The sequence below is a fragment of the Streptomyces sp. NPDC056361 genome (assembly GCF_042262805.1).
Taxonomy (GTDB): domain Bacteria; phylum Actinomycetota; class Actinomycetes; order Streptomycetales; family Streptomycetaceae; genus Streptomyces.
In genome coordinates this window covers 1-20,034 of the sequence record NZ_JBHJQI010000156.1, presented here as the reverse complement: position 1 = coordinate 20,034, position 20,034 = coordinate 1, and the positions used below count along the sequence as shown (strand labels likewise).

Below are 20,034 nucleotides of genomic sequence, written 5' to 3'. Positions count from 1 at the left end.
CTCGCGGCCCGGGCGACGGCCCCTCGGTGGGTGTACGGGTCAGCCGCGGTCGGCGCCGACCGGCTCGCCGACGATGCGGGCGGCGAGGGCGTGGGCCCAGGCGTCGACGTCCGCGGTGAGCTCGCGCTCGGCGGCGGCGCGCTCGGCGGCGATCTTCTCGACGCCGGCGGCGACGATCGCGTCGCGCTCGGCGATGCCCTCGGCGCGGGCGGCGGCGATGGCGGCCGAGCCCTCCTCGGTGGCGCGGGAGCGGATGCGGGCGGCCTCGTGGCGGGCCTCGGCGAGCTCCGCCTCGTACTGCTCACGGATCTTCGTGGCCTCGGCGCGCAGGTCGTCGGCGCGGTCGGTGCCGCCCTCGATCGCGTCCTCGCGCTCTTCGAGCGTGCGCTTGATCTTCGGCAGGATGGCCTTCGCCAGGACGAGGAAGGTGAATCCGAACACCACGAGGCCGAGGATGAGCTCGGCCCAGACGGGGTTGAGCGGACCGAGGTCCGTCTTGAAGATCTGCGAGTTCGCGAGGGTCATGCGCGCATTCTACCTGGTCCAAACAAGGACAATTCAGACACCGAGATGAGAGTTGGCGTGATCGTGCTCGCTCGGCAAGATTCCCGGCATCCGGAGGCTACCGGAAGGTAACCACGGCTGATTGTATGTGCGGCGCCAGTCCAACCCCCCACGACTCCACAGGAGTTCACGTGTCGATCGCCGCCTTCCGCCGCACCCCGGGTGCCGCGCTCTCCCTCGCGCTCACCGCCGCCACGCTGGCGGTCGCCGCCCCGGCCGCGTCCGCCTCCGCCACGGCCACCACCGCCGAGGCCCCGCGACTCAAGGTCCTCACCTACAACACGTTCCTCTTCAGCAAGACGCTCTACCCGAACTGGGGCCAGGACCACCGGGCCAAGGCGATCCCCGCCGCCCCCTTCTTCCAGGGCCAGGACGTCGTCGTGATCCAGGAGGCCTTCGACAACTCCGCCTCGGACGCCCTCAAGGCGAACGCCGCCGGACAGTACCCCCACCAGACCCCCGTCGTCGGGCGCAGCAAGAGCGGCTGGGACGCCACCGGCGGCGCCTACTCCGTGACCACGCCCGAGGACGGCGGCGTGACGATCCTCAGCAAGTGGCCGATCGTCCGCAAGGAGCAGTACGTCTACAAGGACGCCTGCGGCGCCGACTGGTACTCGAACAAGGGCTTCGCCTACACCGTCCTCGACGTCAACGGCAGCCGGGTCCACGTCGTCGGCACCCACGCCCAGTCCACCGACCCCGGCTGCTCGGCGGGCGAGGCGGCGCAGATGCGCAGCCGCCAGTTCAAGGCGATCGACGCCTTCCTCGACGCCAAGAACATCCCGGCGAACGAGCAGGTGATCGTCGCCGGCGACATGAACGTCGACTCCCGCACCCCCGAGTACGGCACCATGCTCGCCGACGCGGGTCTCGCGGGCGCCGACGCCCGCACCGGCTACCCCTACTCCTTCGACACCGCGCTGAACTCGATCGCCTCCGAGCGCTACCCGAACGACCCGCGCGAGGACCTCGACTACGTCCTCTACCGCGCCGGGAACGCCCGCCCCGCCGGCTGGACGAACCACGTGGTCCTGGAGCAGAGCGCCCCGTGGACGGTCTCCAGCTGGGGCACGCAGTACACCTACACCAACCTCTCCGACCACTACCCCGTCACCGGCTTCTGACCGGTCCCCCTCAGTAGGGGTACCCGCCGAACACGCCGTAGAGCCAGACACCCAGCACCGCGGCGACACACAGCAGGACCACCCAGGAGCCGGCACTCGTGTGCCGCTCCTTCCGGGGCCGGCGGCCGGGCCGGGCGGCACGCGCCGTCCGCCCCGGCCCCTTCCGCTTCTCCGGCCTCCCGGCCCGGGACGGCCCCGCCTCCTGCCCGCCCGCCGCCGCCACATCCGCGAGCAGCCGCCGGCACACCGCCGCCAGCTCCCCCGTCCCGGCCGTCAGGTCCACGACCACCTCCGTCCGCGCCGGCGCCGTCGTCCCCCCGTCCAGGATCCGCCCCGCCCGCACCAGCGCCCTGTCCTTCCCCCCGGTCGGCGCCAGGCTGATCCACCGCCGCACGTGCTCCCCCCGTATCACCACCCCACCGCCCCGCTCCCGGTACACCGTGTGCTCCCGCCACAACACCCCGGCCAACTCGTCAGCCGTCTCCCTGAGTTGCGCGTACATCCGACTCCCCCGCTCCCTGGCCCGACACGATCAGCGGCCGACTCTAACCCGCCCCTTCGAGCACCCCTGCGACAGCCCGCCCCCGCGTCCCTTACCCGCCGAAGTCGTACACGGTGACCGGTATCCCCCGGTCCACCAGCCGACGGCGGACGAGGGGCTCGACCTTCCCCCAGGAGCCGCCGGCGAGCCCGCAGCCGATGCGCGGCATGTGCACGGACGCGCCGAGCCCGGCCGCCTTCTCGGCGAGGAGCCCGAGGGCGGCGTCGATCGCCTCGTACCGCACGGGCACCCCGCTGCTCCGCCCCGTCCGCATCCCCCGCTGCCCGACCAGGTTGGCCACCCAGACGTACGGCTCGACCCGGACGAACTGGGCCGCGCCGAGGCCGAAGTCGTTCCCCGCCCGCTCGCGGTGCCAGCGCCGGTAGGCCGCCTCCGGTTCCGGCCAGCGCCGCGAGACCGCCAGGACGAAGCCCTTGCCCCAGCCCCCGAGGTCGTTGCACACGTGCGCGACGATCTTGACGCCCTTGCCGTGCGGTGCGGTCGCGTCCCCCCGGACGTACGTGATCTCGTTCATGACGATCACGCTACGACCCGCCACTGACAGTCGCGCCGGTCTTTTACACAGCTGGTGAGACAGCAATACTGTTGAACCATGGAGCAGGCGAGCGCGCAGGAGCCGGTGTACACCGTGGACGAGCTGGCGGCGCGGGCCGGGGTGACGGTGCGGACCGTGCGGTTCTACGGGACGCGGGGGTTGCTGCCGCCGCCGGTGATCGGGGCGCGGAGGGTGGGGCACTACGGGCCTGACCACGTGTCGCGGTTGGCGTTGATCGAGGAGTTGCAGCGGCAGGGGATGACGCTGGCGGCGATCGAGCGGTATCTGGAGCAGTTGCCGGAAGACCTGAGTGCGCAGGACCTGGCGATCCACCGGGCGCTGGTGGCGTCGTGGGCGCCGGAGTCGGCGGAGACGATCACGCGGCGCGAGTTGGAGCGGCGGGCGGGGCGGGGGCTGACGGAGCAGGACGTGGACCGGCTGGCGGCGATGGGGGTGCTGGACCGGACGGACGAGGTCGACACGTACCGGCTGGACGGGTCGCTGCTGCGGCTCGGGGTGGAGCTGCTGGACGTGCCGATCGAGCACGAGACGATCCTGGCCTCGCGGACGGTGCTCCTGGAGCACGCGCGGGCCGCCGCGCAGGAGCTCTCCCGGCTGTTCCAGGAGCAGGTGTGGAACCCGTACCGGGAGAGCGGGGAGGACCCGGACCACTTGACGGCGATGAGGTCGCTGTCGGCCCACATGCAGCCGATGGTGGTCCAGGCCCTCGTCACGGCGTTCCAGCGCTCGCTGAGCGAGGAGCTGAGGACGGCGTTCAGGAGCCCGTGAGGGGCCCCGGCCGGGGGCCGGGGCCGGGGCTCAGGGGCCGGGCCCGATGCCTCGGGCCGGGGCGGGAGCCCAGGCTCGGGCCTCGGGAGTCGGGTCAGGAGTCGGTGAAGACCTCGCCCCGCTCGGCCTTCTCGACGAGGAGGGCGGTCGGGGTGAACCGCTCGCCGTAGGTCTCCGCCAGTTCGCGGGCGCGGGCGACGAAGCCGGGCAGGCCGCCCTCGTAGCCGTTGATGTACTGGAGGATGCCGCCGGTCCAGGCCGGGAAGCCGATGCCCATGATCGAGCCGATGTTGGCGTCGGCGACCGAGGTGAGGACGCCTTCCTCCAGGAGGCGGACGGTGTCCAGGGCCTCGGAGAACAGCATCCGCTCCTGCATGTCGCGGAAGGGGATCTCGTAGCCGGGCTTGGCGAAGTGCTCGCGCAGGCCGGGCCACAGCTTGCCGCGCTTGCCGTCCTCGCCGTACTCGTAGAAACCGGCGCCGCCGCTGCGGCCGGGGCGGCCGAACTCGTCGACCATGCGGTCGATGACGGCCTCGCCCGGGTGGGTGGTCCAGGTGCCGCCCTCCTCCTCGATCGCCTTCTTCGTCTCGTTGCGGATCTTGCGCGGGAGGGTGAGGGTCAGCTCGTCCATGAGGGAGAGGACCTTCGCCGGGTAGCCGGCCTGGGCCGCGGCCTGCTCGATCGAGGCGGGCTCGATGCCCTCGCCGACCATGGCGACGCCTTCGTTGATGAAGTGGCCGATCACCCGCGAGGTGAAGAAGCCGCGCGAGTCGTTGACGACGATCGGCGTCTTGTTGATCTGCCGGACGAGGTCGAAGGCGCGGGCCAGAGCCTCGTCGCCGGTCCGCTCGCCCTTGATGATCTCGACGAGCGGCATCTTGTCGACGGGCGAGAAGAAGTGCAGGCCGATGAAGTCGGTCTGGCGCTCGACGCCCTCGGCGAGGACGGAGATCGGCAGGGTCGAGGTGTTGGAGCAGAGCAGCGCGTCGGGCGCGACGACGTGCTGGATCTCCTGGAAGACCTTGTGCTTGAGCGCGGTGTCCTCGAAGACCGCCTCGATGACCGCGTCGCAGCCGGCGAGGTCGGCCGCGTCGCCGGTGGGGGTGATCCGGGCGAGGAGCGCGTCGGCCTTCTCCTGGGTGGTGCGGCCGCGCGAGACGGCCTTGGCGCACAGCTTCTCGGAGTACGCCTTGCCCTTCGCCGCAGACTCGGCGGAGACGTCCTTGAGGACCACCTCGATGCCGGCGCGGGCGCAGGAGTACGCGATGCCGGCGCCCATCATGCCGGCGCCGAGCACGGCCACCTTGCGGACCTGGCGCTTGTCCACGCCCTTCGGGCGGCTCGCGCCCGAGTTGACGGCCTGGAGGTCGAAGAAGAACGCCTGGATCATGTTCTTCGCGGTCTGGCCGATGACCAGCTCGGTGAAGTAGCGGCTCTCGATGGTGAGCGCGGTCTCGAAGTCGACCTGGGAGCCCTCGACGGCGGCGGCCATGATGGCGCGGGGCGCCGGGTAGGGCGCGCCGTTCAGCTGCTTGCGCAGGTTGGCGGGGAAGGCCGGCAGGTTGGCGGCGAACTTGGGGTTCGACGGGGTGCCGCCGGGGATGCGGTGGCCCGGGACGTCCCAGGGCTGGCGGGAGTCCGGGTGCGCGTCGATGAAGGCGATGGCCTTGGCCATCATCTCCTCGGGGGTGGCGGCGAGCTCGTGGACGAGTCCGCTGTCGAGGGCGCGCTTCGGGTTGTACTGGGTGCCCTGGAGCAGCACCTTGAGCAGGGCGTCGGTGATGCCCATGAGGCGCACGGTGCGGGCGACGCCGCCGCCGCCCGGGAGCAGGCCGAGGGTGACCTCGGGCAGGCCGATCTTGGAGCCGGGGGCGTCGAGGGCGACGCGGTGGTGGGAGGCGAGCGCGATCTCGTAGCCGCCGCCGAGCGCGGCGCCGTTGATCGCGGCGACGACGGGCTTGCCGAGGGTCTCGATGCGCCGCAGGGCGTTCTTGATCTCGATGGCGGAGTCGAAGATGTCGCGGGCGTGCTCGGGGCCCGCCTTGACCATGTCCTTGAGGTCGCCGCCGGCGAAGAACGTCTTCTTCGCGGAGGTGTAGATGATGCCGCGGATGGAGTCCTTCTCGGCCTCCACGCGGTCGGCGATCGCCTTGATCGAGGCCCGGAAGGCCTGGTTCATGGTGTTGGCGGACTGGTTCGGGTCGTCGAGGACGAGGGTGACGATCCCGGTCGCGTCCTGTTCCCAGCGGATGGTGGTGCTCTCGCTCATGGCTCTGCTTCTCCGTAAGAGGGGTGCGGACGGGACGGTCAGACGCGCTCGACGACGGTGGCGATGCCCATGCCGCCGCCCACGCAGAGGGTGGCGAGGCCGTAGCGCTTGTCCTGGCGCTCCAGCTCGTCGACGAGGGTGCCGAGGATCATCGCGCCGGTGGCGCCGAGCGGGTGGCCGAGCGCGATGGCGCCGCCGTTGACGTTGACCTTGTCCAGGGTGATGCCCATGTCCTTGACGAAGCGCAGGACGACGGCGGCGAAGGCCTCGTTGATCTCGATGAGGTCGATGTCGTCGATGGTGAGGCCGGCCTTGGCGAGGGCCTTGCGGGCGGCCGGGGCGGGGCCGGTGAGCATGATGGTCGGCTCGGAGCCGGAGACGGCGGCCGAGACGATCCGGGCACGCGGGGTGAGGCCGTACCGCTCGCCGACCTCCTTGGAGCCGATGGCGACGAGGGAGGCGCCGTCGACGATGCCGGAGGAGTTGCCGGCGTGGTGGACGTGGTCGATCTCCTCGACCCAGTGGTACTTCTGCAGCGCGACGGCGTCGAAGCCGCCCAGCTCGCCGATGTCGGCGAAGGAGGGCTTGAGGCGGGCCAGGGAGTCGGCGGTGGTGCCGGGGCGCAGGAACTCGTCGTGGTCGAGGACGGTGAGTCCGGCGCGGTCCCTGACGGGGACGATCGAGCGGGCGAAGCGGCCGTCCTTGACCGCGGCGGCGGCGCGCTCCTGGGAGAGGGCGGCGTACTCGTCGACGTCGCGGCGGCTGAAGCCCTCGATGGTGGCGATGAGGTCGGCGCCGATGCCCTGGGGGACGAAGTTGGTCTCCAGGTTGGTCATCGGGTCGGCGAACCAGGCGCCGCCGTCGGAGGCCATCGGGACGCGGGACATGGACTCGACGCCGCCGGCGAGGACGAGGTCCTCCCAGCCGGAGCGGATCTTCATGGCGGCCATGTTGACCGCTTCGAGGCCGGAGGCGCAGAAGCGGTTCTCCTGGACGCCGGCGACGGTGTCGGGCAGGCCGGCGGCGATGGCCGCGATCCGGGCGATGTCGGAGCCCTGGTCGCCGACGGGGCCGACGACGCCGAGGACGATGTCGTCGACGGCGGCCGGGTCGAGGCCGGGGTTGCGGGACTGGATCTCCCGGATGAGGCCGACGACCAGGTCGATGGGCTTGGTGCCGTGCAGGGAGCCGGTGGCCTTGCCGCGTCCGCGCGGGGTGCGGATCGCGTCGTACACGTACGCTTCGGTGCTCACGGGAAGCCTTTCGCGATGAGGGTGGGTACAGCGGGGCGGCGGGAGGTCAGCCGAGGAGGGACCGGCCGATGATCTCCTTCATGATCTCGGTGGTGCCGCCGTAGATGGTCTGGATCCGGCCGTCGGTGTAGGCACGGGCGACCGGGAATTCGCTCATGTAGCCGTATCCGCCGTGCAGTTGCAGGCAGCGGTCGGCGACGCGCTTCTGGAGTTCGGTCGCCCACCACTTGGCCATGGAGGCGTGGACGGCGTCGAGTGCGCCGTTCGCGTGCTCCTCGATGCAGCGGTCGACGAAGGTGCGGGTGACGGCGCACTCGGTGGCCATCTCGGCGATCTCGAAGCGGATGTGCTGGAGCTTGGCGAGGGGGCGGCCGAACGCCTCGCGCTCCTTGACGTAGCGGGTGGTGATCTCCAGGAGGTGCTCGGCCCCGGCGATGCCGGCGACGGCGATGGCCAGGCGCTCCTGGGCGAGGTTGGTCATCAGGTGGACGAAGGCGCCGTTGAGCTCGCCGAGCAGGTTCTCCTTGGGGACGCGGACGTCGGTGAAGAACAGCTCGGCGGTGTCCTGCGACTTCTGGCCGATCTTGTCGAGGTTCCGGCCGCGCTCGAAGCCCTCGGCGCCGCGCTCGACGACGAGCAGGGAGAGGCCGTGGGCGCCGCCCTCGGGGGTGGTGCGGGCGACGACGACCACGAGGTCGGCGAGGATGCCGTTGGAGATGAAGGTCTTGGAGCCGTTGAGGATCCAGTGGTCGCCGTGGTCCTCGGCGGTGGTGCGGATGCCCTGGAGGTCCGAGCCGGCGCCGGGTTCCGTCATGGCGATGGCCGTGACGATCTCGCCGGAGCAGAAGCCGGGCAGCCAGCGCCGCTTCTGCTCGTCGGTGGCGAGCGAGGTGAGGTACGGGCCGATGATGTCGTTGTGCAGGCCGATGGCGAGGCCGGGCGCCCCCGCTCGGGTGAACTCCTCGGCGAGGACGGCGCCGTAGCGGAAGTCGGGGTTGCCGCCGCCTCCGTACTCCTCGTCGACGGCGAGGCCGAGCAGCCCCTGCCGTCCGGCGGCGAGCCAGACCTCGCGGGAGACGATGCCGTCCTTCTCCCACTGCGCGTAGTGCGGCAGCACCTCCTTCTCCAGGAAGGTGCGGACGACCGCCCGGAAGGCCTCGTGGTCGGCGGTGTAGAGCTGACGCTTCATGCTTCGGTCTCCAGGGTCTGGGTCGGGCTCGCGAGGCCGGGTACGGCCCAGTCGCGGGCGACCTCGGCGGTGTGGGCACCGGGCAGGGCGGGGCCCGTGCGGAGGGTGCCGGGGGTGGCGGAGAAGCGGGGCGCGGGGGCGGGCTGGGCGATGCCGTCCCGCTCGGTGAAGGTGCCGCGGGCGGCGAGGTGCGGGTGGGCGGGCGCCTCGCGGAGGGAGAGGACCGGGGCGACACAGGCGTCACTGCCGTCGAAGACGGCGGTCCACTCCTCGCGGGTGCGGCCGCGGAAGGCGTCGGCGACCGCCTTGCGCAGCTCGGGCCAGCGGGCGAGGTCGTGGCGGGCGGCGGCGGCCTCGCCGACGCCGAGGAGGCGGACGAACTCCGCGTAGAACCGCTCCTCCAGCGCGCCGACCGCCATGTGTCCGCCGTCGGAGGTCTCGTAGACGCCGTAGAAGGGGCAGCCGCCGTCGAGGAGGTTGACGCCCCGCCGGTCCTGCCAGCCGCCGGCCGCGAGCATGCCGTGGATCATGGTGGTGAGGTGGGCGGTGCCGTCGACGATGGCGGCGTCGACGACCTGGCCCTCGCCGTGCGTCCGCGCGTGCTGGAGGGCGGCGAGGACGCCGATGACGAGGTAGAGGGAGCCGCCGGCGTAGTCGCCGACGAGGTTGGCGGGGATGGTGGGCGGACCGTCCGGGTCGGGGCCGATCATGCCGAGGGCGCCGGTGATCGCGATGTAGCCGACGTCGTGTCCGGCGGTGGGGGCGAGCGGTCCGTCCTGTCCCCAGCCGGTCATCCGGCCGTAGACGAGGCGCGGGTTGCGGGCGAGGCAGGCTTCGGGGCCGACGCCGAGGCGTTCGGCGACGCCGGGCCGGTACCCCTCGATCAGGACGTCGGCGCGTGCGACGAGGTCGAGCACGGTGGCGGGGCCGTCCTCGGCCTTGAGGTCGACGAGGACGGAGCGCTTGTTGCGGTTGGTGAGGTCGCGCGCCGGGTCGATGCCGAGTCCGGCGCCGCCGGGGCGGTCGACGCGCACGACGTCGGCGCCGAGGTCCGCGAGGACCATGGCGGCGAAGGGACCGGGGCCGATGCCGGCGAGTTCGACCACGCGTACGCCGGTGAGCGGGCCGGTCCCGGTGGTGTGCGTCGTGCTCATCGAGCCCCCAGGAGTATGTGACACCAATGATGTAACACCGGAGATGCTAGGAACGTGTTCCACTCGACACAAGCCCCCGAGCCGAGCAAGCGCTTGGAAATTGCGAGTCCTCCGACTTCCGCTATCCTCCGCCGACGACAACCGCGCGCGGCGGCGCGGCACGGCCGAAACGAGGGGCTGCATGGACACAGGGGCGGACAAGGAGCGCGAGGCGGGGGCGAGCCCCTCGGACGCGGTCGAGCGGGGAACCGGGGCCGAGCCGTCGGACGCGCCGGCGCGGGAGGCCGGGGCCAGGCCGTACGACGTGGTGCTCTTCGGGGCGACCGGGTTCGTGGGCGAGCTCACCGCGGAGTACCTGGCCGGTCACGCTCCGGCCGGGTGCCGCTGGGCGCTCGCCGGCCGCAACCGGTCGGCGCTCGGCGCCCTGCGCGACCGGCTCGCCGCCCGGTGGCCGCACTGCGGCGACCTGCCGCTCGTCGTCGCCGACGCCGACGACCCGGACTCGCTGCGCGACCTCGCCGAGTCCACCCGGGTCGTGGCCACCACGGTCGGGCCCTACGTCTTGTACGGCGACGGGCTCGTCGCCGCCTGCGCGGAGGCCGGCACGGACTGCGTGGACCTCACCGGCGAGGCCGAGTTCGTCGACCGGACCTACGTGCGCCACGACGCGCGCGCCCGGGAGACCGGAGCCAGGATCGTGCACGCCTGCGGCTTCGACTCCGTCCCCCACGACCTGGGCGTCTACTTCACCGTCCGGCAGCTCCCCGAGGGCGTTCCGCTCCGCGTCGACGGCTTCGTCCGGGCCGGGGCCGCGTTCTCCGGCGGCACCTTCGCGTCCGCGCTCACCGCGATGGGCCGGGGCCGGGAGATCCTGCGTGCCGCGCACGAACGGCACCTGTACGAACCGCGGTTGGTGGGCCGCCGGGCCCGCGCGCCGCTGGGCGGACCCCGGTTCAGCACGGAGACGGGCACCTGGGCGCTCCCGCTGCCGACGCTCGACCCGCAGATCGTGGCACGCTCGGCCGCCGGCCTGGAGCGGTACGGGCCGGACTTCCGCTACCGGCACTACGCCTCCGTGAAGACCCTCCCGATGGCCCTCGGGGGCGCGGCCGCCGTCGGCGCGAGCGTCGCCGCCGCGCAACTCCCGTCCGTACGCGGCTGGCTGATGGAGCGTTACTCGGCGGGCGAGGGCCCTTCGGTCGAGCGGCGCGCCCGCAGCTGGTTCTCGGTCCGCTTCGTCGGCGAGGGCGGTGGGCGACGGGTCTTCACCGAGGTGTCGGGCGGCGACCCCGGCTACGACGAGACGGCCAAGATGCTCGCCGAGTCGGCCCTCTGCCTCGCCTTCGACCCTCTGCCGAAGACCGCCGGCCAGGTGACGACGGCGGTCGCGATGGGCGACGCGCTCACCGACCGGCTGCGCGCGGCGGGCATCCGCTTCCGGGTGGCCCACCGGAGCTAGCAAGGCACCGACCGGGGCGGGATCGGCGGGGGCGGGATCGGCGGGGACGTACCGGACGGGATCGGGTGGGGCGCACCGGACGCGATCAGAGCCGTACGGACGGGATCGGGGCCGTACCGGACGGGATCAGGGCCGTACGAGACGGAAGGGATGGCCCGCCGGGTCGGCGTAGACGCGCCAGGCGGGCGTCTCGCCCCCGTCGAGCGGGGTGGCCCCGAGCGCGAGCACGGCGGCGTGGGCGGCGGCCGGGTCCGCCACCCGGACGTCCAGGTGGAACTGCTGCTCGGGGGCGCCCCAGACGGGCGGCCGGTGGTCGGCCACGCTCTGGAAGGCGAGGACCGCGCCGCTCTCGCCGCAGAGCACGGCCGAGCCGTCGCCGACGGCGAGCGCGGGGTCGGGGCACGCGACCTCGCCGCCGAGCAACCGCTGGTAGAACACGGCCAGTTCGTGGGCGTCCGGGCAGTCGAGCACGACGCAGCGCAGGCGTCCGATCATGCGAGCGTCCAGTCCGCGAGGACGTACAGGATGGCGCAGGCCCAGGCGAGGGCGGAGGCCACGCCGACGGCGAGGGCGACGGTGAGACCACGGGGTGCGGGAACACGAGCTGTCATGACGTCCACTCTGCCGTGGGGGTATGACAACGGGCATCCGTACGGCTACTCACCCCTGGTACTCAGACGGACCCGAGCGACCCCTGCGCCTCCTTGAGCGCACTGCGGCAGAGGGAGTCGGCGTGCCGGGTGGTCTCGGGCACGCGGTAGCGCGGGGAGAGGAGCAGGGTGTGGGCGCAGGCGTTGTCGAGGGAGACGCGGTGGCCGACGGAGACGTACACGGGCTTGACCCCGGCCTGGGTGCGCAGGGCCCTGCCGACCTCCTCCCCGCCAGCGAGCAGCGGGGCGAAGTCGCCGCGCCCGTCGCCGGGTTGCTCGTACGTGAAGGTGAAGGGGTTCTTGGCGACGCCGATGGACGGCCGTCCGGTGAGCACCCCGAGGTGGCTGGCGAGGCCGAAGCGGCGGGGGTGGGCGATGCCGTAGCCGTCGCAGACCAGGAGGCCCGGGTCGGCGGTCAGGGAGTCGAGCGCGGCGAGCACGGTCGGGATCTCCCGGAAGGCGAGGAGCCCGGGGACGTACGGGAACGAGACCCGGCCGACGGCCGTGGCCCGCTCCACCACCTCCAGGGTCCGCGCGTCGAGCACGACGGCCGCCGCGGCGACGAGGTCCCGCTCGTCGTCGTAGGCCACGTCGAGTCCGGTGACGTTCCCCTCCCCCGGCACCGGACCGCTCTCCCCCAGCACGAGCCGGTCCCGCAACTCCCGCTGCACGTCCCGCGCGGCGGCCTCGTCGGCGGGCCAGCCCGCCGGAATCTCGATGATCGTCATGATGGGCCCACCCTAGGTCCTGTCCGGAAAGTCCCGCCTGGCTCGCGGCGCCTGGCCCGCACGATCGCCGCGGGGCACGGGTAGCCTGGCGATCATGTTCGTACTGGAATTGACCTACACCGCACCCGTCGAGCGGGTCGACGCCCTCCTCGACGCGCACGTCGAGTGGCTCGACGCCCGGTACGCCGAGGGCGTGTTCCTGGCGTCCGGCCGGAAGAACCCGCGGGACGGCGGGGTGATCCTGGCCGCCGGGGTCGACCGCGCGGAGATCGAGAAGATCGCGGCGGCCGACCCGTTCAGCGTCGAGGGCGTGTGCGCGTACCGGATCACGGAGTTCTACGCGACCAAGACGGCCGACGGGATCGCCGCGTACCGGGAGCAGCTGCCCTCCTAGTCCCTGCCCGGGACGTCCAGCCCCTGTCCGGGGCGTCCGTCAGTCCTTCCTGACCAGCCGCGCGATGCGGCCCTTCTCGCCGGAGGCCCAGCAGGAGCCGTCGGCGGTGCAGTCGACGGTGTCGTACGAGCCGGTGTCGACGGTCCGCCAGGTGCGGCCGCCGTCGGTGGTCAGGTCGGTGCCGGTGGGGCCGACGGCGAGGGCGGCCGCCTTGGCGTGCGGGAGCCAAGCGACGCCGGAGCGGTAGGCGGGCGGCGGGGTGGTCGAGGTGCGCCAGGTGCGGCCCCCGTCGCCGGTGACGGCGCCGGCCTGCGGGGACGGCTGGTCCTTGCGGTAGTCGCCGCCGACCGCGATGCCGTGCGTGCGGTCGCGGAAGGCGAGCCCGAAGACGCCCTTGGCCGGGTCGCCGGCCGGGATCGGTGTGGTGGTGGCGGTCCAGGTCAGGCCCCGGTCGGCGGAATGGAGGACCCGGGCCGTGGCGCCGCCGCCGGTGGCGAGCCAGACGTCCCGGGGTCCCGCCGACACCAGGCACTGGCCGCTCGCCGCGAAGCCGGCCTCGCCGGGGAGGGCGTCCGGCATGCCGGCGGTCGGCAGCACCTGCCAGGACCGGCCGCCGTCGCGGGTGGCGAGGATGCGGTACTTCCCGTCGACCGGGTCGCTCATGGCGAGGCCGTGCCGGCGGTCGAAGAAGGTCATGCAGTCGTAGAAGGCGCGCGGGTCGGTGTTGCGGAAGGACTCGGTCCAGGTGGCGCCGCCGTCCTCGGTGCGCAGCACCCGCGAGGCCTCGCCCTCCCCGATGGCCAGGACGACGGCCCGGCGGGCGTCGAAGGCCTGCACGTCGCGGAACTCCAGGTCGCCCGCGCCCGCCGGCGAGACGTTTCGCCAGCTCCGGCCGCCGTCGGTGGTGCGCAGTACCGTGCCCCGGGAGCCGGCGGCCCAGGCGGTGGAACGGTCGACCGCCGCGAGCCCGCGGAAGCGGGCGTCGGTGCCGGTCGGTGTCAGGTGCCAGCCGGCCGCGGCCGTGGGGGTCTCCCCGGCGCGCGCGGGTGCCGCGAGGGTCAGCGCGAGCGCCGCCCCGATCAGCCCCACCGACATCATTCGTCTCGTCTTCCCCATGGACGTCATGGCGCCGGAAGCTAGTGCCCCGGGACGGTCCCCGTCCAGGGTGCGTCCCGGCGCGGGCGTTCCTAGGCTGGTCGCATGAGCGAGCGAACGGACGATCGGGCGGGCGACGAGCAGCCGAAGCTCAAGGAGTACGAGGGCGAGGGCATCACCGTCACCTTCGAACCCCGCCGCTGTCTGCACGCGGCCGAGTGCGTCCGCGGCCTGCCTGAGGTCTTCGACCTGTCCCGGCGCCCGTGGGTGCTGCCCGACGCGGCCGAGACAGGCCAGGTCGAGCGGGTCGTCCGGCGCTGCCCCTCCGGGGCGCTCCAATACCACCACCGCCCGGCGGACGCCTCCGTCGAACCCCCGGACTCCCCCACCACCGTGCGCCGGAGCCCCTCCGGACAGCTCGTGCTCCGCGGGGACCTGCTGGTCACGGGCGCGCACGGGGACCGGCACGAGACGCGGGTGATGCTCTGCGGCTGCGGGGCCTCGGGGAACCAGCCGTACTGCGACCACTCCGGCCCGTGCGCCGAGCCGGACGACGACGTGGCCGAGGACCGCTGACCCACGGCCGGATCCCGCCGTTCCGTCCGTGACACAGCTCACGTGGGCACCGAGTGCACGTTCCGGCCGCCCCGCTCGTCCTTCCTGGTGTCAGGTGCCCTGGTGTCGGGGAGACGCACGGGATCCGAAGCCCGCGTGAGAGGAGCCGGTCTTGTCCGCCGTCATCGAACAGTCCCTCCAGGCCCGTCTGGTCGCGTCCGCTCCCCGTATGGAGACGGTCCCCGCGACGCTGCGGTACGACCGCGAGGACCCGTACGCCGTGAGCATGGCGTTCCCGCCGCCGGCGACCCTGGAGGGCGTCGAGGTGTCCTGGGCGTTCGCCCGCGAGCTGCTCGTCCAGGGGGTCGAGCGGCCGGCCGGTGTCGGGGACGTACGCCTGCGTCCGTACGGGTACGACCGGACGGTGGTCGAGTTCCACGCTCCCGAGGGGGTGGCCATGGTCCACGTCAGGACGTCCGAGCTGCGCCGCTTCCTGGAGCGGGCGGAGGACCTGGTGCCGGCCGGGCGCGAGCACCAGTACCTGGACTGGGACCAGGACCTCGCGGAGCTGCTCCGCGACCACCCCTAGGCGTGTCCTGACGGAGCTGCTCCGCGACCACCCCTAGGGATGTCCTGGCGGAGTCCCGCCGTAAATCGTTTGCCCCGCTCCCGGCCGGGGTCGTACCGTCGTCCTTGACCTTGTCGTCACCCGATCGGAGAAGGACGTTGCTCGTCTGAGGTTGCGAGACACCCGCCGCGCGTGCCCCCTGTGCCGCGTGTGCCGTTCTCGACCTCGGCGTACGAGCCGTTCCTCACACTGCCCGCGCCCCGGTGTCTCGCGTCGCCCCCATGTCCACGCTCGCGCGATCCGGGAGGCCTCCATGGCGCATCACCCCACCTTCATCACCTGTTCCTCGCTCTCCTTCTCCTGGCCCGACGGCACCGAGGTCCTCGACGACTTCCGGCTCACGGTCGGCCCCGGCCGCACCGGGCTCGTCGGCCTCAACGGCTCCGGCAAGTCCACGCTCCTGAAGCTCATCGCCGGCGAGCTGACGCCCGCCTCCGGCGCGGTCCGGGTCACCGGCGAGCTCGGCTACCTGCCGCAGAACCTGGTCCTGGACACCGGGCGGCGGGTCGACGAGATCCTCGGCATCGCCGCCAAGCGGGCGGCCCTGCACGCCATCGAGGCGGGCGACCCGGCGGAGGAGCACTTCACCGCCCTCGCCGACGACTGGGACGTGGAGGAGCGGGCCCGGGCCACCCTCGACCAGCTCGGGCTCGACCACGTCGGCCTGGACCGGACGGTCGGCGAGATCTCGGGCGGCGAGTCGGTGCTGCTGCGGCTGGCCTCGCTGCTGCTCGCCCGGCCCGACGTGCTGCTGCTCGACGAGCCGACCAACAACCTGGACCTGCACGCCCGCGCCCGCCTGTACGAGGCGGTGGAGAACTGGTCCGGCGTCCTGGTCGTGGTCAGCCACGACCGCGAACTCCTGGAGCGCGTCGACCAGATCGCCGACCTGCGCGACGGGACGGTCGCCTGGTACGGCGGCAGCTGGTCCGCGTACGAGACGGCGCTCGCCGCCGAACAGGACGCGGCGGAGCGGATGGTGCGCGTCGCCGAGGCCGACGTACAGCGGCAGAAGCGGGAGCTGGTCGACACGCAGGTCAAGGCGGCCCGGCGCAAGCGGTACGGGCAGAAGAGCTTCGAGAACAAAGTCGCCTCCAAGATCGTGGCGAACGGCCGGAAGCGGGACGCGCAGGTCACCGCGGGCAAGCAGCGCACACTGCACTCCGAGCGCCTCTCGGAGGCCCGGGAGCGGCTCGACGCCGCGGTGGAGGCGGTGCGGGACGACGACGAGATCCGCGTCGAACTGCCCCGCACCTCGGTGCCGCCGGGTCGCGAGGTCCTGTTCCTGCGCGACCTGGAGCTGCGGTACGGGGCCCGCGTCGGGGGCGAGTTCGAGCTGCGCGGCCCGGAGCGCATCGCACTGGTCGGCCGGAACGGGGCCGGGAAGACGACGCTGCTGCGGACGATCGCCGGGGAGTTGGAGCCGCTGGCGGGCGAGACGGAGGCGCGGGTGCCGCTCCGCTTCCTGCCCCAGCGGCTCGACGTCCTCGACGACGGGCTGAGCGTGGTCGAGAACGTGGCCCACCTCGCGCCCACGGCGACGGGGAACGCGATCAGGGCGAGGCTGGCCCGGTTCCTGTTCCGGGGGGCGCGGGCCGATCAGGCCGTGGGCACCCTGTCGGGCGGCGAGCGGTTCCGGGCGACGCTCGCCGCGCTGCTCCTCGCGGAGCCGGCCCCGCAGCTGCTGATGCTGGACGAGCCGACGAACAACCTGGACATGGCGTCCGTACGGAAACTGACGGCCGCCCTCGACGCGTACGAGGGGGCGCTGATCGTGGCGAGCCACGACGTGGCGTTCCTGGAGTCGCTGGGGATCACCCGGTGGCTGCTGCTCGACGGTGAGCTGCGGCCGACGACGGCGGAGGAGGTTCGGGAGACGGTGGCGGTGCCGCGCTAGCGGTACCGGATCCGCGCCGGCGGTGTCGGATCCGCGCCGACGGTGCGGCGGAGGTGGCGGTGGCGGTGGCGGTGGCCGAGGTTGGCGGCGGTGGCGGTACGGCGCTAGCGGTGGAGTAACGCCCAGGACTTGGTGCCGCCGCCGGGAGTGAGGACGGGGGCGAGTCCCCAGTCGCCGCCGTGCGAGTCGACCGCCGCGGCCAGCAGCCACATGCTGCGGCTGCGGCGGTCGCGGCACTCCTCGGCCGCGGCGGGCGCGGCGTGGGCGGGGTGCTGGTCGTAGACCACGATCCGCAGCGCCTCGTACCGCCAGCGGACGCGCAGGATCATCTCGCGGTCGGGGGTGAACCGGTAGGCGCCGGCGACGAGTTCGGAGGCGGCGAGGGCGGCGGTCTCACCGAGGTCGGACAGGCCGTGGCGGTTCAGGAGCGAGGTGACGGACTCGCGCGCGAGTCCGGCGCAGTAGGCGCCTCCGGGGAGGCGCATCGAGTAGCTGAGGTTCTCCGTGGCGGGGGGTATGGGCCCGGCCGCGGCGGCGGACGGGAGGCAACGCAGTGCGCCCTTCATCGGGTTGCTCACATTTCCTGTGCATGGGGGGATACCTGCACACGGTCTCGGTAGCCCCGTGTGAGACTTGCGCTACCGACCGTAGCGTACGACCGGAGCACAGTGCTACTACTTGCAGGCACTCACGGCATTTCGGCCAAATCGACGCCCCTCCGGGCCGTCGCGGTCACGGAGCGAAGGGAAGACGGAGCGTGCCACCCAGGAGCAGCCCGACCGCACGGCAGCAGCGGCTCGGGAGCGAACTGCGCAAACTGCGCGAACAGTCGGGCATGTCGGCCCAGCAGGCCGCGGCCCTCCTGGGCGTCGACCGCACCCGGATCCCGCACATCGAGGCCGGCCGCTTCGGAATCAGCGCCGAACGCGTCCGGACCCTCGCCTTCAACTACGGCTGCCCGGACACCGCGCTGGTCGACCTGCTCGCCGCGATGGCCAGGGAACGGGACCGGGGCTGGTGGGAGGGACACCGCGGACTGCTGCCTCCCGCACTGATCGACATCGCCGAACTCGAGTTCCACGCGGCGGAGTTGCACACCGCCGTCACCACCCACATCCCGGGCCTCCTGCAGACCGAGGAGCACGCGCGGGCCGTCTTCGACACCGCCGTCCCCCCACTACCGGGACCCGATCTGGAGGCCCGGCTCGCCCTGCGGCTGCGCCGCCAGGAGGTCCTGCACCGCGACCGGCCGGTGCGCTACGAGGCCGTGATCCACGAGGCGGCGCTGCGCATGCGGTTCGGCGGCCCGAAGGTCACGCGGGACCAGCTGGAGCACATCCTGGCCCACACCGACCGCTCCACCGTCTCCGTCCGCGTGATCCCCTTCGCCGCGGGGGGTTTCCCGGGCGCCGGCCAGTCGTTCACCTATGTGTCCGCGCCCGTGCCGCAGCTCGACACCGTGCAGCTCGACTCCTCCCACGGCTCGCTCCTCCTCGACACCGACATGCAGCTGCGCCGGTACCGCGGCCTGCTGGACCGGCTGCGCGGGCTCGCGCTGCCGGAGGCCGAATCACGCGCGTTCGTCCGAGCCATAGCCCAGGATCTGTGAAGGACCCCTCACCATGAACAGCGTCACCGACTCCCCCGCCGCCCGCACCGCCCCGACCGCCCCCGCCGTCGAGATCGACTGGAGCGCCCCGTTCTGCAGCGAGGGCGCGAACTGCTTCCGCTTCGGCCTGGACGACTCCGGCCACGCGTACATCGGCTCGACGCTCACCCCCGGCGCGTACGTCAGCGACTCGGTGGAAGCGCTGCGGGCGCTGATCTCCGCGGTGAAGGCCGGCGCCGCCGACCACCTGCTCTGAGCGGCCGCGCGTCTGCGCTGCGTAGTCGTCCGGAGGCCCGGAAGCGGCCTCCGCGGACGTGACCTGCGTCTCCGGCACCCCCGCCGAGCAGCGCACATAACGGAACGTAACCGGACATCGCCGGGACGGGCTTGGCCGACGCCTTACGGAGCCTTAACCTACGGTCTCGTAACCTACGGATTCGTAGGTATGCCCGTATGCCCCCCTCTCCGTCCCCAGGAGTCCCCGTGACGCTCACCTCTCCCCCCCTCGGCAGCTCGACAGGGTGGACCGACGCACGGCTGCTCTACGCGCTGGAAGAGGTCGTGGAGAAGGAGCTCAACCGGCACCTCAAGGTCACCAAGGACTGGATGCCGCACGAGTACGTGCCCTGGTCCGACGCCCGGAACTTCCCCGGCCTCTTCGAGGACGGCGAGGCCTGGGACCCGGCGCAGTCCAAGGTGACCGAGATCGGCAAGATCGCCCTCGTCGTGAACCTGCTCACCGAGGACAACCTCCCGAGCTACCACCACGAGATCGCCAGCCTCTTCGGCCGCGACGGCGCCTGGGGCACCTGGGTGCACCGCTGGACCGCCGAGGAGGGCCGCCACGGCATCGTGATGCGCGACTACCTGCTCGCCTCGCGCGCCGTCGACCCGGACAAGCTGGAGCAGTTCCGGATGGCCCACATGAGCGAGGGCTTCGAGTCCGACAACCGGCACTCGATGCTGCACTCGGTGGCGTACGTCGCCTTCCAGGAGCTCGCGACCCGGATCTCGCACCGCAACACGGGCCACCAGTCCGGCGACCCGGTGTGCGACCGGATGCTCTCCCGCATCGCCACCGACGAGAACCTGCACATGGTCTTCTACCGCAACCTGCTCGGCGCGGCCTTCGAGATCGCCCCCGACCTGACCATGCAGGCCGTGCGGGACGTGGTGGTCAACTTCCGGATGCCCGGACACGGCATGCCCGGCTTCGAGCGGGCGGCGGCGCAGATGGCGATCGGCGAGATCTACAACATGCGCATCCACCACGACGACGTCCTCCAGCCCGTCCTCCGCTTCCTCAAGGTGCTCCAGATCGACGGTCTGGGCCCCGACGGTCTGCGCGCGCAGGAGGAGCTGGGCCTCTACATGAACGGCCTGGACAGCGAGGCGAGCAAGTTCGACGAGAAGCTCGCGGCCCGCAAGGCCCGCATGGCGGCCCGAGCGGCCGGCTGACCCACCGGCAGGAACCAGCCCGGAACGCGGGGCGGCTCAGCGGCGCAGCCGCGTGAGCCGCCCCCCCGCCAATTACGAGAGGCCGCCCCCGACCCCCAACCACACCGCGTGGCGGAGCGCGG

General features: G+C 72.7%; 22 protein-coding genes. 10 read left to right on the top strand and 12 right to left on the bottom strand.

Features of this window, described 5'->3' with window-relative positions; translation table 11 throughout:
* Positions 1 to 39: 39 nt before the first annotated feature.
* Positions 40 to 525, bottom strand: a complete 486-nt coding sequence (locus ACFCY7_RS34165; RefSeq protein WP_376489958.1) for a hypothetical protein — start codon at positions 523 to 525, stop codon at positions 40 to 42.
* Positions 526 to 695: 170 nt separating this feature from the next.
* On the opposite strand from ACFCY7_RS34165, the gene sph reads away from it, so the two are divergent.
* Positions 696 to 1,688 (top strand): sphingomyelin phosphodiesterase, encoded by a 993-nt coding sequence (gene sph, locus ACFCY7_RS34160; protein WP_376489957.1) that lies wholly within the window; start codon positions 696 to 698, stop codon positions 1,686 to 1,688.
* Between the two features lie 10 nt (positions 1,689 to 1,698).
* On the opposite strand, the gene ACFCY7_RS34155 is transcribed toward sph, so the two are convergent.
* Both ACFCY7_RS34155 and ACFCY7_RS34150 read right to left on the bottom strand, forming a co-directional pair.
* A complete protein-coding gene (locus ACFCY7_RS34155; protein WP_376489956.1) occupies positions 1,699 to 2,190 on the bottom strand; it encodes a hypothetical protein in 492 nt (163 codons plus the stop codon).
* 91 nt (positions 2,191 to 2,281) lie between these two features.
* Positions 2,282 to 2,764, bottom strand: coding sequence for a macro domain-containing protein (locus ACFCY7_RS34150; protein ID WP_376489955.1), 483 nt, complete (start codon positions 2,762 to 2,764; stop codon positions 2,282 to 2,284).
* Between the two features lie 78 nt (positions 2,765 to 2,842).
* On the opposite strand from ACFCY7_RS34150, the gene ACFCY7_RS34145 reads away from it, so the two are divergent.
* Complete coding sequence (locus ACFCY7_RS34145; protein ID WP_376489954.1) at positions 2,843 to 3,574, top strand: MerR family transcriptional regulator; 732 nt, start codon at positions 2,843 to 2,845, stop codon at positions 3,572 to 3,574.
* Positions 3,575 to 3,668: 94 nt separating this feature from the next.
* Here the strand turns inward: ACFCY7_RS34145 and ACFCY7_RS34140 are convergent, their stop codons facing one another.
* Genes ACFCY7_RS34140 through ACFCY7_RS34125 form a run of 4 tightly spaced genes read right to left on the bottom strand, consistent with a single transcriptional unit; the run spans position 3,669 to position 9,439 of the window.
* The gene (locus ACFCY7_RS34140) at positions 3,669 to 5,843 is read right to left on the bottom strand and encodes a 3-hydroxyacyl-CoA dehydrogenase NAD-binding domain-containing protein (RefSeq protein ID WP_376489953.1); all 2,175 of its coding nucleotides are present in this window, start codon (positions 5,841 to 5,843) and stop codon (positions 3,669 to 3,671) included.
* A gap of 38 nt (positions 5,844 to 5,881) precedes the next feature.
* A complete protein-coding gene (locus ACFCY7_RS34135; protein ID WP_376489952.1) occupies positions 5,882 to 7,096 on the bottom strand; it encodes an acetyl-CoA C-acetyltransferase in 1,215 nt (404 codons plus the stop codon).
* Positions 7,097 to 7,142: 46 nt separating this feature from the next.
* Positions 7,143 to 8,285, bottom strand: coding sequence for an acyl-CoA dehydrogenase family protein (locus ACFCY7_RS34130; RefSeq protein ID WP_376489951.1), 1,143 nt, complete (start codon positions 8,283 to 8,285; stop codon positions 7,143 to 7,145).
* On the bottom strand, positions 8,282 to 9,439 hold the full coding sequence (locus ACFCY7_RS34125) for a CaiB/BaiF CoA transferase family protein (protein WP_376489950.1): 1,158 nt from the start codon (positions 9,437 to 9,439) through the stop codon (positions 8,282 to 8,284). The genes ACFCY7_RS34130 and ACFCY7_RS34125 overlap by 4 nt, the downstream gene beginning before the upstream one ends.
* 181 nt (positions 9,440 to 9,620) lie before the next feature.
* Between ACFCY7_RS34125 and ACFCY7_RS34120 the strand changes: the two genes are divergently transcribed.
* Entirely contained in the window at positions 9,621 to 10,898 is a 1,278-nt protein-coding gene (locus ACFCY7_RS34120) for a saccharopine dehydrogenase family protein (RefSeq protein ID WP_376489949.1), read from the top strand.
* A 126-nt stretch (positions 10,899 to 11,024) separates the two neighbouring features.
* Here ACFCY7_RS34120 and ACFCY7_RS34115 read toward each other — a convergent pair whose 3' ends face one another.
* The 3 genes from ACFCY7_RS34115 to ACFCY7_RS34105 form a co-directional block, all read right to left on the bottom strand.
* Entirely contained in the window at positions 11,025 to 11,393 is a 369-nt protein-coding gene (locus ACFCY7_RS34115; protein ID WP_376489948.1) for a VOC family protein, read from the bottom strand.
* Positions 11,390 to 11,509 (bottom strand): morphogenic membrane protein MmpA, encoded by a 120-nt coding sequence (mmpA, locus tag ACFCY7_RS34110; RefSeq protein ID WP_376489947.1) that lies wholly within the window; start codon positions 11,507 to 11,509, stop codon positions 11,390 to 11,392. The genes ACFCY7_RS34115 and mmpA overlap by 4 nt, the downstream gene beginning before the upstream one ends.
* Positions 11,510 to 11,571: 62 nt before the next feature.
* Positions 11,572 to 12,276 (bottom strand): endonuclease V, encoded by a 705-nt coding sequence (locus tag ACFCY7_RS34105; RefSeq protein ID WP_376489946.1) that lies wholly within the window; start codon positions 12,274 to 12,276, stop codon positions 11,572 to 11,574.
* 94 nt (positions 12,277 to 12,370) lie between these two features.
* Between ACFCY7_RS34105 and ACFCY7_RS34100 the strand changes: the two genes are divergently transcribed.
* A complete protein-coding gene (locus tag ACFCY7_RS34100; RefSeq protein ID WP_376489945.1) occupies positions 12,371 to 12,670 on the top strand; it encodes a YciI family protein in 300 nt (99 codons plus the stop codon).
* A gap of 39 nt (positions 12,671 to 12,709) precedes the next feature.
* Here ACFCY7_RS34100 and ACFCY7_RS34095 read toward each other — a convergent pair whose 3' ends face one another.
* Positions 12,710 to 13,795, bottom strand: coding sequence for a WD40/YVTN/BNR-like repeat-containing protein (locus ACFCY7_RS34095; RefSeq protein ID WP_376489944.1), 1,086 nt, complete (start codon positions 13,793 to 13,795; stop codon positions 12,710 to 12,712).
* A 75-nt stretch (positions 13,796 to 13,870) separates the two neighbouring features.
* Between ACFCY7_RS34095 and ACFCY7_RS34090 the strand changes: the two genes are divergently transcribed.
* From ACFCY7_RS34090 to ACFCY7_RS34080, 3 genes are all read left to right on the top strand, one after another.
* A complete protein-coding gene (locus tag ACFCY7_RS34090; RefSeq protein ID WP_376489943.1) occupies positions 13,871 to 14,341 on the top strand; it encodes a (4Fe-4S)-binding protein in 471 nt (156 codons plus the stop codon).
* A 151-nt stretch (positions 14,342 to 14,492) separates the two neighbouring features.
* The gene (locus ACFCY7_RS34085) at positions 14,493 to 14,909 is read left to right on the top strand and encodes an SsgA family sporulation/cell division regulator (RefSeq protein WP_376489942.1); all 417 of its coding nucleotides are present in this window, start codon (positions 14,493 to 14,495) and stop codon (positions 14,907 to 14,909) included.
* A gap of 292 nt (positions 14,910 to 15,201) precedes the next feature.
* A complete protein-coding gene (locus ACFCY7_RS34080) occupies positions 15,202 to 16,845 on the top strand; it encodes an ABC-F family ATP-binding cassette domain-containing protein (RefSeq protein WP_376489941.1) in 1,644 nt (547 codons plus the stop codon).
* Between the two features lie 104 nt (positions 16,846 to 16,949).
* Here the strand turns inward: ACFCY7_RS34080 and ACFCY7_RS34075 are convergent, their stop codons facing one another.
* Positions 16,950 to 17,423, bottom strand: coding sequence for an ATP-binding protein (locus ACFCY7_RS34075; RefSeq protein ID WP_376489940.1), 474 nt, complete (start codon positions 17,421 to 17,423; stop codon positions 16,950 to 16,952).
* Between the two features lie 179 nt (positions 17,424 to 17,602).
* Between ACFCY7_RS34075 and ACFCY7_RS34070 the strand changes: the two genes are divergently transcribed.
* The 3 genes from ACFCY7_RS34070 (at position 17,603) to ACFCY7_RS34060 (ending at position 19,912) form a co-directional block, all read left to right on the top strand.
* A complete protein-coding gene (locus ACFCY7_RS34070; RefSeq protein ID WP_376489939.1) occupies positions 17,603 to 18,454 on the top strand; it encodes a helix-turn-helix domain-containing protein in 852 nt (283 codons plus the stop codon).
* 13 nt (positions 18,455 to 18,467) lie between these two features.
* Positions 18,468 to 18,710 (top strand): hypothetical protein, encoded by a 243-nt coding sequence (locus ACFCY7_RS34065; protein WP_376489938.1) that lies wholly within the window; start codon positions 18,468 to 18,470, stop codon positions 18,708 to 18,710.
* A gap of 227 nt (positions 18,711 to 18,937) precedes the next feature.
* Positions 18,938 to 19,912 (top strand): acyl-ACP desaturase, encoded by a 975-nt coding sequence (locus ACFCY7_RS34060; protein ID WP_376489937.1) that lies wholly within the window; start codon positions 18,938 to 18,940, stop codon positions 19,910 to 19,912.
* Positions 19,913 to 20,034 lie beyond the last annotated feature (122 nt).

Bases quoted from the DNA above. Each gene is read 5' to 3' on its own strand.
- ACFCY7_RS34165 (WP_376489958.1), bottom strand. From the start codon at position 525: ATGACCCTCGCGAACTCGCAGATCTTCAAGACGGACCTCGGTCCGCTC.
- ACFCY7_RS34155 (WP_376489956.1), bottom strand. From the start codon at position 2,190: ATGTACGCGCAACTCAGGGAGACGGCTGACGAGTTGGCCGGGGTGTTG.
- ACFCY7_RS34150 (WP_376489955.1), bottom strand. From the start codon at position 2,764: ATGAACGAGATCACGTACGTCCGGGGGGACGCGACCGCACCGCACGGC.
- ACFCY7_RS34145 (WP_376489954.1), top strand. From the start codon at position 2,843: ATGGAGCAGGCGAGCGCGCAGGAGCCGGTGTACACCGTGGACGAGCTG.
- ACFCY7_RS34140 (WP_376489953.1), bottom strand. From the start codon at position 5,843: ATGAGCGAGAGCACCACCATCCGCTGGGAACAGGACGCGACCGGGATC.
- ACFCY7_RS34130 (WP_376489951.1), bottom strand. From the start codon at position 8,285: ATGAAGCGTCAGCTCTACACCGCCGACCACGAGGCCTTCCGGGCGGTC.
- ACFCY7_RS34125 (WP_376489950.1), bottom strand. From the start codon at position 9,439: ATGAGCACGACGCACACCACCGGGACCGGCCCGCTCACCGGCGTACGC.
- ACFCY7_RS34120 (WP_376489949.1), top strand. From the start codon at position 9,621: ATGGACACAGGGGCGGACAAGGAGCGCGAGGCGGGGGCGAGCCCCTCG.
- ACFCY7_RS34115 (WP_376489948.1), bottom strand. From the start codon at position 11,393: ATGATCGGACGCCTGCGCTGCGTCGTGCTCGACTGCCCGGACGCCCAC.
- mmpA (WP_376489947.1), bottom strand. From the start codon at position 11,509: ATGACAGCTCGTGTTCCCGCACCCCGTGGTCTCACCGTCGCCCTCGCC.
- ACFCY7_RS34105 (WP_376489946.1), bottom strand. From the start codon at position 12,276: ATGACGATCATCGAGATTCCGGCGGGCTGGCCCGCCGACGAGGCCGCC.
- ACFCY7_RS34100 (WP_376489945.1), top strand. From the start codon at position 12,371: ATGTTCGTACTGGAATTGACCTACACCGCACCCGTCGAGCGGGTCGAC.
- ACFCY7_RS34095 (WP_376489944.1), bottom strand. From the start codon at position 13,795: ATGACGTCCATGGGGAAGACGAGACGAATGATGTCGGTGGGGCTGATC.
- ACFCY7_RS34090 (WP_376489943.1), top strand. From the start codon at position 13,871: ATGAGCGAGCGAACGGACGATCGGGCGGGCGACGAGCAGCCGAAGCTC.
- ACFCY7_RS34080 (WP_376489941.1), top strand. From the start codon at position 15,202: ATGGCGCATCACCCCACCTTCATCACCTGTTCCTCGCTCTCCTTCTCC.
- ACFCY7_RS34065 (WP_376489938.1), top strand. From the start codon at position 18,468: ATGAACAGCGTCACCGACTCCCCCGCCGCCCGCACCGCCCCGACCGCC.